The organism is Marinobacter alkalisoli (assembly GCF_045449795.1).
Lineage (GTDB): Bacteria > Pseudomonadota > Gammaproteobacteria > Pseudomonadales > Oleiphilaceae > Marinobacter.
Genome location: NZ_JBJJLB010000025.1, coordinates 60,967 through 78,393 on the forward strand (window position 1 = coordinate 60,967; position 17,427 = coordinate 78,393).

The window sequence follows — 17,427 nt, forward strand, 5'->3', positions numbered from 1 at the left end:
CCTGTCATGCATGCTGTCATCAGTCCTCGAATTCCGTCAGTAACTGGTCCATGGCGTCGAGCTCGTTGCGGTTCCGGGCGCCTTGCGTGTCCACCTGCCGCGCCAGTGCCGCCACCGTGGGTTCGGCGAACAGTTCCCGCAGGTGCAGCCTGACGCCGAACCGCTCCTCGACCCGGCTGATCAGCCGCATTGCCAGCAACGAGTGCCCCCCCAGTTCGAAGAAGCTGTCTTCAACGCCGACACGGGGCAGCGCCAGCAGCTCGCTCCAGATATCCGCCAGTTGCGTCTCCAGTTCGGTGGTGGGCGCCACATAGTCGTGACGGACCAGATCCGACTCCGCCGGCCGAGGCAGGGCGCGCCGGTCGATCTTGCCGTTGGTGTTGAGGGCAAAGCGCGAAACCGGCACGAAGGTGAAAGGCACCATGTAAGCGGGCACCCGCTCCTCGAGATAGGCGCGCAGCGCCGCCGTGTCGGGCCGGGCTTCAGGAGTGTCCGCCTGTACCCAGGCAACGATGCGCTGGTGTTCGTCGGCCATCACCACTGCCTCCCGGATTCCGGGGTAGGCGCGCAACAGCGACTCGATTTCCCCGGGTTCGATGCGGAAGCCGCGTACCTTGATCTGGAAATCACTGCGACCGACATAGGCCAGGTTGCCATCGGCACCCTGGCGCACCAGGTCACCGGTGCGGTACATGCGGCGCCCCGGAGTGGTTCCGAAAGGGTCCGGCAGGAAGGCGGCGGCGGTCAGCTCCGGCGCAGCCTGATAGCCCTGGGCCACGCCGGCGCCGGCGATGTAGAGTTCGCCCACCGCACCGGCCGGTACCGGTTGCAGGCAGTCATCCAGCACATAACATTGGGTGTTGAGCAGCGGCAGGCCAATCGGCGCAATCCCCTCAACCGATCCCGTCAGGGACAGGCAGGTGGACCACACGGTGGTCTCGGTGGGGCCGTACACCACCGTTAACGCCACCCCCAGCGTCCGCAGCCGGTTGGCCAGCTCCGCCGGCACTGCCTCTCCCCCGACCAGCCCGCGAATGGCGGGCCAGTTATCGGGCCGGTGTTGCAACAACAACTGCCAGCTGGCGGGGGTGCCCTGGAACACCGTGGCGTTTTCCAGGTGCGCGAACAATGCTTCGCCGTCCGCCGCCTCTCCGGTCTCCACCAGACGAATGCGGGCACCCTTGATCAGCGGCAGGAACAGCTCCAGTTTGGAGATGTCGAAGGCGCAGGTGGTCGCCGCCAGCCAGCGGTCCGCGTCGGTCAGCGGCAGTTGCTGGTCCATTGCCAGCAGGAAGTTGAGCAGGTTGGCGCGGCTGATCTGTACCCCCTTGGGCCGCCCGGTGGAGCCGGAGGTATAGATGACGTAGGCCAACTGCCCCGGCTGCGCTGTCAGCCTGGGGTCATTATCCGGGTAGTCCGCCAGGGGCAGTCGGTCCACCGCAGCCGTCCTGGCCCCGCTGTCACCCTCCAGGGCGGGCAGGGCAGATTCAGTCAGGCACAGCGCCGGGCGGGCATGCCGCAGAATCGTCGTCAGTCGCTCGGCGGGGTGGCCGGGATCCAGGGGCAGGTAGGCCGCCCCCGCCTTCTGCACCGCCAGCAGGGTCGGCACCAACAGCGGACCACGGCTCAGCCGCACTGCCACCAATTGGTTGGCCGTGACCCCCTGCTCGCGCAGGTAATGGGCCAGTTGGTTGGCCTGCCGGTTCAGGTCGCGGTAGCTGAGCGCCTGGTCCCCGCATTCCACGGCGATGGCCCCGGGAGTGGCCGCGGCCTGGCGCTCGAAGCGGGCGATCAGATCCTGTTGCCAGTCGATGGCCGCCTCGGTCCGGTTCCACGGTGCCTGTGCCGGGGACGGTTCATCCAGGGTCAGCTGACACAACCGCGACTCCGGCTGCACCAGCATCGCCACCAGCAACTGCTGGAAATGTTCGGCATAGCGGGCCATGGTGGCGGGCAGGAACAGATCGGTGTTGTACTCCAGGGTGCAGTGCCAGTGCTCGCCGGCCTGTTCGATCTGCAGGGCGATATCCGCCAGCACCTGGTTATTCTCCACCGGCAGCCGCCGGGCACCGATACCGGCGAATTCGCTGGCGTCGGCCGAGGGTAGCTGGATCAGGTTGAACAGGGCCTGGAACAGGGGTGCATGGCTGGTATCCCGGTCCACCGCCAGGGCCTCCACCAGCTTCTCGAAGGGCACGTCCTGGTACTGCTGGGCCTCTAGCGTCACTTGCCGGGCCTGCTGCCAGAGTTCCGCCACCCGCTGTTGTGGCGCCAGGGAGCAGCGCAGTACCTGGGTGGTGGCGAAATAGCCGATCAGTTGTTCGGTGTGGCCATGGTGGCGTTGTGCTACCGGCACCCCGAGCCACAGGTCACGCTGGCCGCTGTAGCGGGACAGCAGTAACTGCCAGGCGGTCAGCAACGGGGTGAACACCGTCAGTCCCTGCTCGCGGCAGACGTTACCGAGCCGGTCAACCAGTTCGGCAGGCAGGGAGAAGCGGTAGCGCTCACCGTTGTAAGTCTGCTGGCTCGGCCGGGGCAAGTCGGTGGGTAGATCCAGCAGGGGCACCTCGCCGGCCAGCTTGTCACGCCAGTAGTCCAGCTGTTCCTCGATCCGTGCCCGGCCCTCCGGCCCCTGCCACCAGGTGGCCACATCGGCGAACTGCAGGGGCAACGCCGGTAGCGGGCCCGCCCCGGTTGCAGGCTGGCCCGGGTTTGCCTGGTAATGGCGATAGAGCGTGTCCAGTTCCCGCACCAGGATTTCCAGGGACCAGGCATCGGCGATCATGTGGTGGATGGTCAGTTGCAGCACGCTGCCCTGTGCGGGCAGGCGGTACAGCTTTACCCGCCACAAGGGGGCGGAGGCCAGGTCAAACCGGTGGACCGCCTCAGCCTGAAGCCGGTCGGGCAACTGCTCCGCTTCGCAGTGCTGCACCGGCGCCAGCACCTCGACCACTGTCGCCGGGTCCATCAGGATTTGCAGCAGCTGGCCGTCATCCTCGGCAAAGCCGGTGCGCAGGCTGTGCTGGCGCCGGGCCAGGGCGGTCAGCGCCTTCTGCAACACCCCGGGCTCGATGTCGCCATCCACTTGCAGTGCCACGGACAGATTGTAGGCGCGACTGCCGTCCTCGAAGCGGTCGATGAACCACAGCCGCTGCTGGGTGAAATGCATGGGCGCGGGGCCGTCGTCGCTCCGCGGCGGGATGGTGACCACCTCTCCGCCGGCGTCGCAGTCCAGCTCCGCCGCCAGGTCAGCCAGCACCGGCCTCTCGAACAGCCGCCGCAGGGGCAGTTGCACGCCATGGCGTTCAGCAAGACGGGCCACCACCCGTGCCGCCAGCAGCGAGTGCCCGCCCAGGTTGAAGAAGTTGTCTTCCGGCCCAACCCTGTCCAGTTGCAGGATCTCCTGCCAGATGTCCGCCAGGCGCTGTTCCGCCCCGGTCATCGGGCGATTGCTGGTCGTGGTCGGGGCCTCGGGTTGCGGCAGCGCCTTGCGGTCCACCTTGCCGTTGGCGTTCAGGGGCATGGCCGACAGCCGAACGAACTGCCCGGGCACCATGTAGTCCGGCAGATGGGCCGCCAGGTGGGTTTTCAGTTGGTCGTCGTCCGCCGCACCGGTCATGTAGCCCACCAGGCGGGCCTGCTCACCCTCGCCCCAGAGTCTGACGGCGGCGGCCTCCACCTGCGGGTGGCGCTCCAGCACCGCCTCGATCTCTCCGAGTTCGATGCGGAAGCCCCGCAGCTTGACCTGGAAATCCCGCCGGCCCAGGTATTCCAGCCCGCCCTGCGCCGTCCGCCGCACCTGGTCACCGGTGCGGTACATGCGGCCACCGGAGCTGGTGCCGAAGGGGTCCGGGAGGAAGGCGGCGGCGGTCAGTTCCGGCGCGGCGAAATAGCCGCGACCGACGCCGGCACCGGCCAGGTACAGCTCGCCGGCCACACCCGGCGGTACCGGGCGCAACTGGTCGTCCAGCACGTAACAGGCGGTATTGGCGATGGGCGCGCCAATCGGGACCTGCACCGATGCAGTGGCGGAATCCACCGGCTGGAAGGTGGCATAGACGGTGGCCTCGGTGGGGCCATAGCCGTTGATCAGCTCGGCGCCCCGGCCGGTAATGGCCTCGGCCAGTGCCCCGGACAGGGCCTCGCCACCAGCCACGGCGCGCAGTCCCTGCCATGACTGTTGACTGTGTTGCACCAGCAAACGCCAGGTGGCGGGGGTGGCCTGCAGTACGGTGATGTCATGCTGCGCCAGCAGCTGGTCGATCTCGCGGGCATCGCGGGCCTGCTGGCTGTCCGCCATCACGGTGGTGGCGCCCGCGGCCAGCGGCACCAGCAACTCCAGCACGGCAATGTCGAAGGTGGCGGTGGTCAGCGCCAGCACCTGGTCCCCATGGCCCAAGGGCAGGCGGTGATCCAGCTCGCCCAGCAAATTGGCCAGGTTGCCGCGGTTGATGGCCACCCCCTTGGGACACCCGGTGGAACCGGAGGTGTACAGTACATAGGCCAGTTGGTCGGGCGTGGCCGCTGTGGGCTCTGAGGAACAGTCCGACTCCAGCTCCGCCAGTTCGACCAGGGACACCCCGGCATTCCAGCGGGACACCCGCTGCCGCAGATCCGACTGGGTCAGGCACAGGCCGGGACCCACGTGGTCGAGTATGTACGCCGCCCGCTCATCGGGATAGCCCGGGTCCAGGGGGACATAGGCAGCGCCTGCCTTGAGGATGGCCACCATCGCCATGGGCAGCGCCTGACTGCGCTCCAGGCACAGGGCAACGCGGTCGTCCGGACCGATTCCCCGTTGCCGCAGCGACGCCGCCCAGCGATCGGTGATGCTGTCCAGTTCGCCATAGCTGAGGCTGGCCTGCCCCGTTACCAGGGCCGGTTGTTGGGGCGCCAGTTCCACCTGTTGGCGGAAACGCTGGAGCCAGTCCGCTGGCTCAGGCTGCTCCGCTCCCGTCAGCAGGCTGTGCTGGTCGGCGGGCAGCGACACGCTGCCACAGGGCAGTTCGGGGCGGCGCACCAGTTGCGCCAGCACGCCCTGGTAGTAATCGGCCATGGCGGCGATACCGGTCTCGGCAAACAGGTCGCGGCTGTATTCGAAGCTCAGCTCGAAACCGTTCGCCAGTTCCTGGACGTCGAGCTTGAGGTCGCACATGGCGGTGTCGGGCCGGTTGTCCACCAGCTCGGCCACCACGCCCCCCAGGTCAAAGCGGTCAGTGGCCAGTCCTGGCAGGTAGTTGAACATGGCCTGGAACAGGGGGTTATGACTGAGCTGGCGCTCCACGCCCAACTGCTCGATCAGGTAGTCGAAGGGCAGGTCCTGATGGGCCTGGGCCTCCACCGACTGTTGGTGGGCGCGGGCCACCAGGGCCTGCAGGGTCTCCGCCGGGTCCAGGCGGAGACGGTACACCAGGGTGTTGACGAAGCAGCCGATCAGCGACTGGACAACGCCATGATGGCGGTTGGCCACCGGTACCCCCACCAGGATGTCGTCCTGGCCGCTGAAGCGGTGCAGGACCAGCTGGTAGGCAGTTAGCAGGGTGATGAAATTGCCCCGGCCCTGGCGCTGGCCAAAGGCCTTGACGTCGTCCGCCAGCGCCTTGGGCAGGGTGACCTTGTAGCGGCCGCCCTGCTGGCTTGGTTGCTCCGGCCGTGGATAATCGCTGGCCAGGGTAAGCAGCGGCCGCTCCCCGTCCAAGCGCTGCCGCCAGTAGTCCAGCTGCCGCTGGCAGTCTTCGCCTTCCATCCACTGCCGCTGCCACAGGGCGTAGTCGACGTATTGCAGGGCCAGGGGTTCCGCCGCCGGGGTTCCACCGGCCTGCAATGTGCGGTAGTGGTGGCAGAAGGCCTCCACGATGAGCCGCAGGGACCAGCCGTCGGCAATGATGTGGTGGCAGTTGATGGTCAGTACCTGCTCATGGTCGTCCACCCGGTACAGGTGAGCCCGCAACAGCGGCCCATGCTCGAGGTCGAAGGACGCCATGGCATCCCGGCGCAGGGCCTGGTGCAGCGCCTGTCCGGCCTCCTCCTGACTGCGCAGGTCGGTCACCGGCAACTCCACCGGCTGGTTGGCCTCAATGATCTGGACCGGCGCGCCGTCCCGGTTGACGAAGCGGGTACGCAGCACCTCGTGCTGGTCCACCAGCACCTGCAGCGCCTGGCGCAGGTGCTCGTGGTTAACATCACCCAGCAGCCGCACCGCTCCGGGCAGGTTGTAGGCGGGGCTGTCCGGCTCCAGCTGCTGCAGGAACCACATGCGTTGCTGTGTGAAGGACAGCGGCAGCACCTCTGGTCGTGTTTGCGGCCGTGGCCCCGTTTCGTCCTGGCTGACCTGTTGCGATTCAAGGTCCTCCGCCAGTTCCGCAACGGTGGGCTTCTCGAACACCCTGCGCAGGGGCACCTCGCGATCCAGTTGCCGACTCAGCTGGCCGATCAGCTGGGTGGCCAGCAGCGAATGCCCCCCCAGCTCGAAGAAGTTGTCGTGGATGCCGATGCGTTCAAGCCCCAGCACCTCCTGCCACACCGACACCAGTTGCTGCTGCAGCGGGGTGGTCGGCGCCACGTAGCTGGCCGCGCTCTGGGCGGCGAAATCCGGCGCCGGCAGGGCCTTGCGGTCGACCTTGCCGTTGGCGTTCAGCGGCAGCCGGGGCAGCGGCACGAAGGCCGCCGGTACCATGTAGTCCGGCAGGGTGTCGGCGATAAACTTGCGCAACGCCTCCACCGCCGGCATGGGGTCGGCCACCACGTAGGCCACCAGCACCTTGGCACGGCGTACGTCGTCACAGGCCAGCACCACCGCCTCGCGCACCTGGTCGTGCTGGCGCAGGCGGGATTCAATCTCCCCCAGCTCGATACGGTAGCCGCGCACCTTCACCTGATAATCCGATCGCCCCACGTACTCCAGGTCACCGTTGGGCAGGAAGCGGGCCAGGTCGCCGGTGCGGTAGAGGCGCGAGCCGTCGCTGGCAAAGGGGTCCGGCAGGAAGACCGCGGCGGTGCGTTCCGGCTCGTTCAGGTAGCCGCGGCCAACGCCGACACCGGCCACGTAGATTTCTCCCACCGCGCCCTCGGGCAACAGCTCCATCTGGTTGTTCAGCAGGTACAGACGGTTGTTGGCCGTGGCCCTGCCAATGGGGACGTTACTGGCACTCTCGGGCAGCCGCTCAACCAGGGGATGGAAGGCCACGTCGTCGGAACATTCTGCCGGGCCATAGGCGTTCATCATTGGTATGTCGGGCAGACACTCACTCCAGCGCCGCGCCAATACCGGAGGCAGGGCTTCGCCGGTGGGTAGCAGCCAGCGCAGGCTGGCCAGGCCGGCGGCCGCCTCCCGCTGATCCAGCAGCCCCTGCATCAGCGACGGCACGATCTCCAGGATGGTGATGCCGTGCCCGGCCACCGCCCGCACCAGGGCCTCCGGGTCCTGGGCCACGCAATCCGGCAGGATCACCGTACGGGCGCCGAGGATGACGCCGGTCAGGCACTGCCAGACCGAGATGTCGAAACACTGGGACGCGGTCTGGGCGATCACGTCGGAGTCTGTCAGCGCCAGGCTGGGGAACTTGCCCAGCATGTTGTTGAGCATGCCTTCCTGGGTCACCATGGCGCCCTTCGGCGTTCCGGTGGAACCGGAAGTAAAGATCACATAGGCCAGGTGGTCGGGACCAACGGTTATCCCCGGGTTGTCGCAGGGTTCCAGGGCCTGACCGGACAGATCAAAAGTCAGGTGCGGGGTGGCCGCGCCCTCTACCAGCCCGGCCGCCTCTCCGGCCAGGGTTGCCAGTTCGGGCGAGGACACCAGCAGTACGGGCCGGCCCTGGGTCAGCACCGTGGCAATGCGCCGCGACGGGTGTTTGGGATCCAGCGGCAACCAGGCGGCGCCCGCCTTCAGCACCGCCAGTATCATCACCAGCAGCGCCGGGCCGCGCTCATCCAGCAGCGCCACCAGGGTGTCCGGCCCCACCCCGCGATCGATCAGTTGCTGCGCCAGCAGGTTGGCGCGGGTATTGAGTTCGCTATAACTCATCCCCTGGTCGCGGTAGCGAAGGGCCTCCCGCCCGGGGTGGCGCACCGCCATTGCCTCCATGCGCTCGATGTACAGCGGCTCCACAGGCTGCCGCGGCCCCTCGGCCCACTGCCGCAATTGCCGGTGGCATTCGGTATCCGACAGCATGGCAATGTCCCGGAGCCGGCGCTCGCTGTCTTCCCCGGTTACCAGGCACTCGCCCATACTGGTCAGCAGGGTGGTGAAATGGGCCAGCATCCGCTCCACTACCGGATGGCTGAAGCGGTCGGTCTGGTAGGTCAATTGCAGGTGCAGTTGCTCGCCGGGAATCACCACCACGGTGATCGGGTAGTTGGTGTGGGTACGATTGGCGGCGTCCTTGATGATGAATTCCAGGTTTTCCTGGCGCAGCCCGGCATCCATGGGGGCGTTCTCGAACACGAACAGGCTGTGGAAAAGATCCTGTTTGTCCACCTCGCTCCAGCCCTGGATCTGGGCCAGGGATACCGTTTCATGCTCACGCAGTGTCAGGTTTTCCCTTTGCAGGGCCTGTAGCCACGACCGCAGGGACTGGTCCCCCTGCACCTGCCAGCGCAGCGGCAGGGAGTTGATGAACAGGCCGACGATGGCCTCCATGCCCTCCAGCTCAGCGGGGCGTCCCGCCACGGTAACGCCGAACAGCACGTCGCTCTCGCCGCTGTAGTGGGACAGCAACAGGGCCCAGGCTCCCTGCACCAAGGTGTTGAGAGTGATATTGAGACCGCTGGCCGCCGCCTGCAGGCGGCGGGTCTGTTCCGGACTCAGGCAGTGGACACAGTCCACCACCGGCTCCCCGGCGTCGCGGCCGAGCCCCGGACGGTCGACACCCAGAGGGGTTGGCGCGGTGAAGCCCGCCAGCCGCTGTTGCCAGAATGGCCGGTGCTGTTCCGGGTCCTGCTGTTCGAGCCAGCGGATAAAGTCCCGGTAGGGCCGGGGTTTGGGCAATTGCAGTTCCTGACCCCGGCACAGCGCGCGATAACAGTTGAGGAAGTCCATCATGATGATGGAGAAGCACCAGGCGTCCATCAGGATGTGGTGGTAGCTGCGTACGAACTGGTAGGTATCCGGCGCCAGCTTGAACAACCGGACCCGCATCAGCGGCGCCCGGGTGAAGTCAAATTCCTCGGCACGCTCGTTACGCAGCAAGGTGTCCAGCTTCTGCTCCTGGGTCTGGGAGTCCAGGTGCGACCAGTCCTCGTAACTCACTGGCAGCTCCACCTGTCGATGCACCACCTGCAACGGACGCTTCTGCTTCTGCCAGACGAAGGAGGTACGCAACGCCTCGTGGCGGGACACCACCTGCTGCCAGGCCTGACGGAACAGGGTCAGGTCGAGGTTCGGCATTTCCATCACATGCCGGTACTGCAACAGATACATGCCCTTGCCCGGATGCATCAGGCTGTGGAATAACAGTCCCTGCTGCATGGGCGCCAGGGGGTAGATTGCCTCGATGTTCTTGGAAACGGACTTTGCCTTGTCAGTCATGACGCCACTCAACACTCTGAAATTGAAAACCTTGGAAAAACGCCGGACCGGGCCGCGCGCCTGCCAGCCGTTATTGATCCAATACGTCCAGCAGGCCCTGCAGCTCGTCGTCCGACAGCCCGGCATCGGGAAAGTCGGACGCGGTGGCCCGTCCGGCGCCGGGATTACCGCAATGCTCTACCAGGGCCGCCACCTCACGGATAAACGCCTCGGCGAGCTCGCGCACCATGGGCTCTCCGTGCACCGCCGGCGCATAGCGCCACTCCGCCTTCAGACAGCCACCCAGCACCAGGGCATTGACGTCCAGCCAGTGGGTGCGGTGGTTTTCCGGCGCCCGGGCGCCGGGACAAGCCCATTCCTCAACCCGGAACAGGCGGGATTCCGCGTCCCAGTGGTCGAACTGGCCCAGGTAGTTGAAGGTGATCAGCTCCGCCCGGGGCAAGTCCCGGGCCTGGCGATAGCGCAGCAGGTCGTAGCCAACGCCCAGCTCCGGCACCGACCGCAATGCCTCCTTGGCAGACACCACGGCCGCCTCGTCCGCATTGGACACCGGCACGGCCAGGGGGTAGCGACTGGTGAACCAGCCCGGGGTCCGGCTGATGTCCGGCGCCCAGGATTCGGCGGAGCGCCCGTGGCTCTCCAGTTCGATGGTGACCCGACCCTGGCCGAGCCAGTGGCCGATCACCCGCGCCAGTGCCGCCAGCAGCAGGTCCTGGGCCTGAGTGTTGTAGGCCTCGTGGCATCCTCCCAGCAGCCGCGTGGTGGTCTCGGCATCGAGGGTGACGCTGAGGGTGCGGCTGTCGGCATAGCGGTTGGCCTGCGCCGGTAATTCCGGCAGTTCCTCGAGCTGTTGCCGCCAATAGTCCAGCTGCCCGCTCAGGTCCGGCTGCTCCGCCCGCTGCTGCAGCGCTCGGGACCAGGCCTGGAAACTGGCGCCGGCGGGCGGCTGCGGTGGCTGGCTTTCGGGGCCGGCCAGATACAGGCCTTCGAGGTCGCGGGTAAGGGTCTGCCAGGACACCGCGTCCACCACCAGGTGGTGGGCGGTGCACAGCAGATGGCCGCTGGCGGGGAAGTACACCAGCCGGAACAGCGGCGCCTGGTCCAGGGCCATCGCCCCCTGCCAGGCTTGCAGGTTCGCCATGTCGGGCGTGCCCTGATCCACCGCGAAGGCCTGCCCGGCCATGGCTGGCTGGTAGGGGGCGTAGCGCTGTTGCCACTGATCCCCCTCCCGCTCGAAATACAGTCTCAGGCTGGCGTGGCGCTGCAGCAGCCGGGCCACCGCCTCCCGCAGCCGGTTTTCCTGCAATGGTTCGTGCTGGCGCAGCAGCAGGGACTGGTTCCAGTGGTGGGCCCGGGGCTGATCCTGCTCGAAGAACCACTGCTGGATGGGCGTTAGCGCGAAAGGCCCGTCCTGGGGCACGTCCGGTTCGGCGCTGGCGACGGGGCTTTCCCCGGTGCGTTCCACCACCTGGGCCAGGGCCGCCATGGTCTGGTGTTCGAAGATCTGTTTGGGGGTCAGTTGCAGGCCCTGCTGCTTGGCACGGGCAATGATCTGCAGGCTGAGGATGGAATCGCCGCCCACGGCGAAGAAGTTGTCGGTGGCGCTGATGCTGTCGTTGCCCAGCAACTCCCGGGTGATGGCGAGCAAGGTGCCCACCACGCCGTCCTCGCTGGCATCCCCGGCATCGTCCGCGGCCTCCGCCGGTTCCTGCTGGTCCGGGTCCGGCAGCGCGCTGCTGTCCACCTTGCCATTGTCCTTGAGGGGCAGGCCCGGCAGCGGGATCCAGACGGCGGGCACCATGTAGTCGGGCAGGATTGCCGCCAGCGCCTCACGCACCGGCGCCATTGCCGCCTCGTCGCACACCAGGTAGGCCACCAGGCGGTTCTGGCCGCGGCTGTCGGGGCGGTTCACCACCACCGCGTCCCGCACCCCTGGCTGGGCTTTGACGGTGTTGGCCACCTCGCCGGGTTCAACCCGGTAACCCCGTATCTTCACCTGGTGATCGACGCGGCCGATAAACCGCAGCTGGCCGTTGCGATCGATACTGACCCGGTCCCCGGTACGGTAGAGGACTTCGCCGCGCTCCGACCGGACAAAGGCCTTCGCCGTCATCTGCGACCGGTTCAGGTAACCCTCGGCCAGGGTGGCCCCCGCCAGGTAGAGTTCCCCGGATATGCCCCGGGGCAGCAGTTCACCCCGGGGGTTGCGTACGCTGGCGGTTACGTTTGCCAGCGGCTGTCCGATGGGCAGGGTTTCCGGCGCGGGGTTGGGTACCTCGTAGGTGATGGCCCCCACCGTCGCTTCTGTGGGGCCATAGTGGTTAACAATCCGCAGCTCCGCCACCAGACTCCTGGCCTGGTCCACCAGCTCCCGGGTCAGGGCCTCGCCGCCGCACACCAGGCAGCGACGTGGCAGCAGTCGCGCCGGCCGCGAGGCAATCAGCAGGGCCTTGAGGTGGGAGGGCACCAGTTTCAGGCAATCCACCGGCGCCTGCTCCAACTGGTCCGCCAGACCCTCGGCATCAAACGCCAGGTCTTCGTCCAGCAGGCGCAGGGTACGTCCGGTCAGCAACGCCCCGAACAGGGCGGTGTAACCAAGGTCGGTGGCAACGCCGGCCAGACTGGCCAGGCTGGCGTCGCCGGGCAGTTGCAGGCGTTCCATCACCGCCTGGCTGTATTGCAGGAGGCTGCCCTGACTGACCACCACCCCCTTGGGACGCCCAGTGGAGCCAGAGGTATAGATAACATACGCCGGTGCCGAGGGATCGGTGCGCGCAACCAGTTCGCCCGGTTGCGCGCGCCATCCGGCTGTCGCGTCCAGCCACTGGACCGACGGGGGGAGCCAGTCCGGCCGCTCCCCCAGCCCCACCACCAGTTGCGGCGAGGCGTCCTCGCAGGTCCAGGCCAGCCGCGCCGCCGGCCATTTCGGGTCCAGCGCGACGTAGCTCGCGCCCTGCTGCCAGGTGGCCAACAGGGCCGTGACCCATGGCAGCCCCCGGGGCAGGCACAGGGCGACCCGGTCACCGACCGCAAGCCCACGGTCCTGCAGGGCCCAGCCACAGCCATTGACCCGGGCGGCCAGTTCGCCGTAACTCAGCTGCTGCTCGCCCTCCCCGCTCGGCGGGAGTTCGTGGATCGCGAGAGCATCAGGGCGGGTTCGTACCTGGTGGACGAAGGCCTCCCAGGCACCGGGCTGGGGCCATTGCGTTCGTGGCCCCGTCAACTGGCCCGCCAGGGCTTCGGGTAGCCATTGCAGGTCGGCCAACGGCTGGTCCAGGTTATTCACGGAGCGGCGCACCAGGTCCAGGAACAGTTCCCGCAACTGGGCTACGGTGGTGCGCCGGTAAAGCGCCCGGTTGTAGCGCCATTTGCCCAGGAAGCCGTCGTCCCGGTCCACTACCACCAGGTTCAGTTCGTGGGCGGCGCCCCGCTGCTCCGCCATCAGTTCGCGGGCAATCACCCGCTCCCGCCCCGGCAACGACCGTTCGCGGTTGAGGGTAAACATGTGCTGGAACACCGGCGCCCGCCCGGTTTCGCGGCCCAATTGCAACTGCTCCACCAGAGTGGCGAAGGGATAGGCCTGGTAGCCCAGGGCCTCCGTGGCCTGCCTCTGGACCCGGCGTACCCAGTCAGCCAGGGTCAGGTCGTCGTCCAGGCGGCAACGCAAGGGCACCGGGTTGACCAGGTAGCCCACCAGGGCGTGCAGTTCCGGAGTGAGCCGGCCGCTGCTGGGGGTACCGATTACAAAGTCCCGCTGGCCAGACAGCCGGCCGAGGAACCACTGGAACAGGGCCAGCCAGTAGATGTAAGGGGTGACTCCCAGGCTGCGGGCCGCTTCCCGCAAGCGCCGGCTGTCCGACGACGGCAGGGTAAAGCTGAGTTCTTCCCCCTCGAAGGTCTGCTGCGCCGGATGGGGAAAGTCCGTGGGCAGTTCCAGGCCGGGGGCGTCCTCGAGCTGCTGGCGCCAGTAGTCACCATGCTCCTCGCCCTCATCACGGATCACCCGGGATTGTTCCGCCACCCAGGCGCGATAACCGGAGGTGTCCGGATTGCCCGGCTCGGCGGCAGACTCCCCGCCCGCCAGGTCGACAAACTCTGCCAGTAACTGCTCGAAAGAGGCAAAGTCCGCCGCGATGTGATGCACCACCAGCAGCAGGTAGTGTTGGTCCCCGTCCTCCCGGGCATTGCTCGCCAGCAGTGCCCGGCATACTTCGCCCGATTCCAGGGCCAGCGGCCGGTCCGCCTCCCGCGCCAGGTACACCCGGATGTCCTGTTCGGACTCGCCGCTGAACGAACGCCGATCCAGTGGCCGTGGGGGATGCCCGGTGTCCAGCCACTGCACCGCATCACCGTCCCGCTCGCCATAGGGACTGCAGAGGATGGGGTGACGTTGCTGCAGGACGTTGAAGGCCCGCTCCACCGTCGCGGCGGTAACACCCGGTTGCAGGCGGGCGGCATAGGCCAGGTTGTAGGCGCAACTGGTGGGGGCCATGCGGTACAGGAACCACAGGGAGCGTTCGTTGGCCCCCAGGGGGCGTGGCGCAAAATAGTCCGTCTGACCGGTCTCCGCCTGTCCGGCCAGTTCGGCCAGTATCGCAGTCTTGTGTTCCCGCAGGCGGTCCTTGAGGGCATCGTCGAGGGCGCCAGGCGGGGCCCGGAACGCCAGCTGGTCACCGTTGGCGGACAGGGTAATTCCCCGGGTCCAGCATTCGTGCAACAGGGTCGGGATACTCATAGTGCGCCCTCCTGCCAGGCCGGGGCCGGCGCCTCGGTGGTCGTGGCCGTTGCCAGGTAGTCCGCAAGCTCCGTAATGGTGGCATGACGTGAAAGCGTGTCCGACGGCAACCGGATTCCAAGACGCGTGGCCAGTTCGTTGGTGAGGGTCAGGGCGCCCATGGAATCCAGTCCGGTGTCCACCAGGGCCATGTCGGGGATCATCTGGGCCGGCGCCACCCGGGTTTCCGCGGCGATCCAGCGGCAGAGCCAGTCGGCGATGCCTGCGGCATCCCCTTCTGGCAGGGGCAAAGCTGCCTGCGATTTCCCGTCCTCTTCAGCGCACCACTGGGTCACCACCGTCAGTTCACCCAGCATATAGGCCTGGCATGCCGCGCCTCGCTGGATCTTGCCGCTGGTGGTGCGCATCAGGGAGGCAGGCGAAATCAGTACCACGGCGTGCAGGGGGATATCATGGTCCCGCGCCACGGCGGAGCGGATATCACGGACCAGACCGTCCAGGTTGCCGCCGGACCTGATCTCTCTCACCGCCGACCGGGTGATTTCCTGTACCAGTACCGCGACCTCCCCCGCCGCTGTCTCCAGCGCGAAGGCGGCGCCGCCATGACGGGTCAGCAGGGGACTGACTTCCTGCACCGTAGCCTCGATGTCCTGTGGGTAGAGGTTGCGACCACGGATCACGATCAGTTCCTTGGCCCGGCCACAGACAAACAGTTGGCCGTCATGCACAAAGCCCAGATCACCGGTGCGCAGATACGGGCCCTGGCCGTCCAGCTCCGCCGCCAGCATGTCGGTGCTGAGCTTGTCCCGCCCCCAGTAACGGCCGGCCACGCTGGCGCCCCTGACCCAGATTTCCCCCACCTCATTGTCTGCCAGGGGGCGATGGTGGTGCTGGTCGACGATACGTACCGTCATCTGTGGGTTAATCGGTCCGGAACTGACCAGGGTGCGACCCCGATCGACAGGACGGACCCGGCCAAGAGCCAGCTCGGCGTCCTCCACGGTCAGCGTGGCGTAAGGTTCCCCCGGGGGCGTACCGGTCACGAACAGGGTGGCTTCCGCCAGCCCGTAACAGGGCGCCAGTGCATTGACCTTCAGACCGGCGCCGGCAAAGTGCCTGACGAATTGTTCGAGGGTGACCGCCCGGATGGGTTCCGCGCCGTTGAAGGCAACTCGCCAGTGCGACAGGTCCAGAGCCCGTACCTGCTCCGGCGTTACCCGATCCACACAGTGGTCATAAATGAAATTGGGGCCACCGCTGATGGTGGCGCGGCTGCTGGCGATGAGCTCCAGCCAGCGCAGCGGCTGCTGCATGACCAACGGCGGCGGGATCATCTGGACGCGACTGCCGCAATACAGCGGCGTCAGCATCAGACCGATCAGCCCCATGTCGTGGAACAGGGGAAGCCAGGAGACCCAGACATCGCTGGCGTCGATCCTCATCTCCCGCTGGATCATCGCCACGTTGTGTAACAGGTTGCCATGGCTGACCGCCACCCCCTTGGGTGTGCCAGTGGAGCCGGAGCTGTACTGCAGCAGGGCGATATCGTCGGAGGACAGCCGGGGTTCCCGCCAGGCTTCGGCCTCAGCCGCGGGTGCCGCCGCTACTGCAACCACGGGGGCGGACAGCTTTTGTGAACTGGCCCAGTCCGTCACCGAACCCAGGCAATCTTCATCGGTCAACAGCACGCCGGCACTGCAGTCCTCCACGATGGCCGTCAGGCGGCGCCAGTCCCGGCGTTTGTGCTGGGGCGGATAGGCGGTAACGGCGATCATGCCGGCGTACAGGCTGGCAAAGAAGCCAACGATATAGTCGATGCCGTTGGGCATCAGGATCAGCACCCGACTGCCCTCAGGCGCCAGCGACTGCAGGTTCGCGGCGACCAGGCGGGCCCGACGGTCCAGTTCGGCGTAGCTCAGCCAGTCGGCCACTTCACGGCCATCCGGCAGGAACTCAAAGACCCGCCGATCCGGCTGATGCTCCGCCTGCTGGCGCAACCAGGCCACCCAATGGTCGGCCGATGTCTCTGCGGGGAAGGAGTTATTCTGCTGCATCCTTTGGCATTCCTTGTAAATTGCAGTTTGTTCTCAGCTGAGTCCTGGCTTTGGCCAGCGGATCGGGCGGCTCAGGCAGGCCGTGAATAGGGTTCGGCCATGGCCACGACTACCTTGCGCTCTCCCTGGTAGGTACCGCGCCCGTGGGCCACCAGCATGTTGTCGAGCATCATCACGTCGCCGGCCTGCCACGGAAACGACACCTGGACGTCATCCAGTACGCCGCGAATCTCATCCAGGGCAGCGGTCTCAATGGGTGTGCCGTCGCCGTAATAGACGTGGCGCGGGATTTCGGACTCACCCACCACCGACAGCAGGGTGTCACGGACCTGGGGCGCCAGGTTGGAGATATGGAACAGGTGGGCCTGGTTGAACCAGACCCACTCACCGGTGACCGGGTGCTGGGCCACGGCCTGGCAGCGCTGCCGGGTTTTCAGCTCGCCGTTGTCTTTCCATTCGAAATCGATCTGGTTGGCTTTGCAGAAGCGCTCCACATCGGCACGCTCGTCGGTGTTGAAGGCCTGCTGCCAAGGCAGATCCAGGCCGTTGCCATAGTTGCGCACGTACATCAGACCCTTGTCGGCAAAACGCTGACGCAGGCCGCTGTCGATGCGGCGATAGACCTCGCGGCTGTCGGCAATGGGCGTCTCGCCACCGGACTCGGCCACCGTGACGCTGTGGAACCAGATCTTCATCGGCCATTGCAGGGTATAGGACTGCTCGTTATGCAGCGGGATCACCTGGTGGGCGGGGTACTCGGTGGAGGTATACACCCCCTTGTTAAGCCGGGTGCGGGGCGTGGAGGCGTAGTCGTAGGTCAACAGGTCGTGGCCGAAGTCGCGGGCGAAGGCTTCGAATCCGTCCTCGCCGTTGAACCGGAAACCGCGTAGCAACAGCCCCCCCACCTGATGCAGATGCCGGTCCACCAGGCCCTTGATGCCGGCCATGCAGTCTTGCCATGGCGTTCCCTGCTGCTGTGGACTCACCATCAGGGGAAGTGTGTTCCCGCTGATTTCCAGACCATTCGTGGTTGCTTGGGCAAGCTCCCCCGTTGTCACACTTGTCATGGGTTTCCTCAATCCTGTGTATGCGTTCAAACCAGTCGCTGG

General features: G+C 66.8%; 4 protein-coding genes. All 4 read right to left on the bottom strand.

Features of this window, described 5'->3' with window-relative positions; all coding sequences use genetic code 11:
- Nucleotides 1-19: 19 nt before the first annotated feature.
- The 4 genes from ACJO3M_RS12140 to ACJO3M_RS12155 all read right to left on the bottom strand — a co-directional run bounded on the left by ACJO3M_RS12140 (nucleotide 20) and on the right by ACJO3M_RS12155 (nucleotide 17,385).
- Nucleotides 20-9,529, bottom strand: a complete 9,510-nt coding sequence (locus tag ACJO3M_RS12140) for a non-ribosomal peptide synthetase (protein ID WP_407001619.1) — start codon at nucleotides 9,527-9,529, stop codon at nucleotides 20-22.
- Nucleotides 9,530-9,599: 70 nt separating this feature from the next.
- Nucleotides 9,600-14,264: a non-ribosomal peptide synthetase gene (locus ACJO3M_RS12145; RefSeq protein WP_407001620.1), complete on the bottom strand. Its 4,665-nt coding sequence runs from the start codon at nucleotides 14,262-14,264 to the stop codon at nucleotides 9,600-9,602.
- Nucleotides 14,261-16,318, bottom strand: coding sequence for an AMP-binding protein (locus ACJO3M_RS12150; RefSeq protein WP_407001621.1), 2,058 nt, complete (start codon nucleotides 16,316-16,318; stop codon nucleotides 14,261-14,263). Before ACJO3M_RS12150 ends, ACJO3M_RS12145 begins: the two co-directional genes overlap by 4 nt.
- Nucleotides 16,319-16,389: 71 nt before the next feature.
- Nucleotides 16,390-17,385: a TauD/TfdA family dioxygenase gene (locus ACJO3M_RS12155; protein ID WP_407001622.1), complete on the bottom strand. Its 996-nt coding sequence runs from the start codon at nucleotides 17,383-17,385 to the stop codon at nucleotides 16,390-16,392.
- Between the last annotated feature and the right edge of the window lie 42 nt (nucleotides 17,386-17,427).

Excerpts from the sequence above, each read along its gene's own strand:
- ACJO3M_RS12140 (WP_407001619.1), bottom strand. The coding sequence starts at position 9,529 with ATGACTGACAAGGCAAAGTCCGTTTCCAAGAACATCGAGGCAATCTAC.
- ACJO3M_RS12145 (WP_407001620.1), bottom strand. The coding sequence starts at position 14,264 with ATGAGTATCCCGACCCTGTTGCACGAATGCTGGACCCGGGGAATTACC.
- ACJO3M_RS12150 (WP_407001621.1), bottom strand. The coding sequence starts at position 16,318 with ATGCAGCAGAATAACTCCTTCCCCGCAGAGACATCGGCCGACCATTGG.
- ACJO3M_RS12155 (WP_407001622.1), bottom strand. The coding sequence starts at position 17,385 with ATGACAAGTGTGACAACGGGGGAGCTTGCCCAAGCAACCACGAATGGT.